This is a genomic window from Salirhabdus salicampi (assembly GCF_024259515.1).
Classification (GTDB): domain Bacteria; phylum Bacillota; class Bacilli; order Bacillales; family Alkalibacillaceae; genus Salirhabdus_A; species Salirhabdus_A salicampi.
On the sequence record NZ_JANBWE010000011.1, the window covers coordinates 1 to 1,439 of the forward strand.

Genomic DNA, 1,439 nt, shown 5'->3' on the forward strand with positions numbered 1-1,439 from the left:
CATGCGGTCTCAGATCTCATTCGGTATTAGCCCCGGTTTCCCGGAGTTATCCCGATCTTACAGGCAGGTTGCCCACGTGTTACTCACCCGTCCGCCGCTCGTTCCACAATCGTCACTCCGAAGAGATTAAATTGCTTCCCGCGCTCGACTTGCATGTATTAGGCACGCCGCCAGCGTTCGTCCTGAGCCAGGATCAAACTCTCCATAAAAGTTGGAAAACTTGGTCTCTAGCTAAATAAAAAAATCGAAATTGACATTACTGGTCGTTTTGTTCAGTTTTCAAGGAACAAAAAATGGTGGAGCCTAGCGGGATCGAACCGCTGACCTCCTGCGTGCAAGGCAGGCGCTCTCCCAGCTGAGCTAAGGCCCCATAAATGGTCGGGAAGACAGGATTTGAACCTGCGACCCCTTGGTCCCAAACCAAGTGCTCTGCCAAGCTGAGCTACTTCCCGACTGGATTATTTAAATAATAAAAAATGGCGCGCCCGAGAGGAGTCGAACCCCTAACCTTTTGATCCGTAGTCAAACGCTCTATCCAATTGAGCTACGGGCGCTTATGGTGCCGAGGGCCGGACTCGAACCGGCACGGTAGAAACCTACCGCAGGATTTTAAGTCCTGTGCGTCTGCCAATTCCGCCACCCCGGCAGCTAATTTTGGAGCGGAAGACGGGATTCGAACCCGCGACCCCCACCTTGGCAAGGTGGTGTTCTACCACTGAACTACTTCCGCTTATATGGTGCGGGTGGAGGGAGTCGAACCCCCACGTCGAAAGACACTAGATCCTAAGTCTAGCGCGTCTGCCAATTCCGCCACACCCGCTGAAAAGTGGTGAGCCATGGAGGATTCGAACCTCCGACCCTCTGATTAAAAGTCAGATGCTCTACCGACTGAGCTAATGGCTCGGTATATGTTTTTCGAACATATTAATTAAATTCAATGGTGCCGGCCAGAGGACTTGAACCCCCAACCTACTGATTACAAGTCAGTTGCTCTACCAATTGAGCTAGGCCGGCGATGGTGGAGGATGGCGGGCTCGAACCACCGACCCCCTGCTTGTAAGGCAGGTGCTCTCCCAGCTGAGCTAATCCTCCGTTTAATATGTCCGCCCGGCAGCGTCCTACTCTCGCAGGGGAAGAACCCCAACTACCATCGGCGCTGGAGAGCTTAACTTCTGTGTTCGGAATGGGAACAGGTGTGACCTCTCCGCCATCGCCACCGGACTATATCATATACGCTTCACTTTTTGTTTGTCGTTTTTCAAGGACAAGTTATATTATAACTACTTTCTTAGTAGAATGCAAGTGTTTTTTTAAAAACACCTTCAAAACTAGATAAGAAGAAAATTCGCATTGATGAACTTGCGTTCATTTTAGATAAAGTTAAGTCCTCGATCGATTAGTATCCGTCAGCTCCACATGTCACCATGCTTCCACCTCGG

General features: G+C 50.5%; 9 tRNA genes and 2 rRNA genes. All 11 read right to left on the reverse strand.

Features of this window, described 5'->3' with window-relative positions:
• Positions 1 to 209, reverse strand: a 16S ribosomal RNA gene (locus NLW78_RS15455); the annotation flags it as partial.
• A gap of 85 nt (positions 210 to 294) precedes the next feature.
• Positions 295 to 370: transfer RNA gene (locus NLW78_RS15460), tRNA-Ala, on the reverse strand.
• A gap of 5 nt (positions 371 to 375) precedes the next feature.
• Positions 376 to 452, reverse strand: a tRNA-Pro gene (locus NLW78_RS15465).
• A 25-nt stretch (positions 453 to 477) separates the two neighbouring features.
• Positions 478 to 554, reverse strand: a tRNA-Arg gene (locus NLW78_RS15470).
• Between the two features lie 3 nt (positions 555 to 557).
• A tRNA-Leu gene (locus NLW78_RS15475) sits at positions 558 to 646 on the reverse strand.
• A 9-nt stretch (positions 647 to 655) separates the two neighbouring features.
• Positions 656 to 730: transfer RNA gene (locus tag NLW78_RS15480), tRNA-Gly, on the reverse strand.
• 5 nt (positions 731 to 735) lie between these two features.
• Positions 736 to 820 (reverse strand) — tRNA-Leu (locus tag NLW78_RS15485).
• 7 nt (positions 821 to 827) lie between these two features.
• Positions 828 to 903 (reverse strand) — tRNA-Lys (locus NLW78_RS15490).
• Positions 904 to 938: 35 nt separating this feature from the next.
• Positions 939 to 1,014 (reverse strand) — tRNA-Thr (locus NLW78_RS15495).
• A gap of 2 nt (positions 1,015 to 1,016) precedes the next feature.
• Positions 1,017 to 1,092 (reverse strand) — tRNA-Val (locus NLW78_RS15500).
• A gap of 13 nt (positions 1,093 to 1,105) precedes the next feature.
• Positions 1,106 to 1,221 (reverse strand): 5S ribosomal RNA (gene rrf / locus NLW78_RS15505).
• Between the last annotated feature and the right edge of the window lie 218 nt (positions 1,222 to 1,439).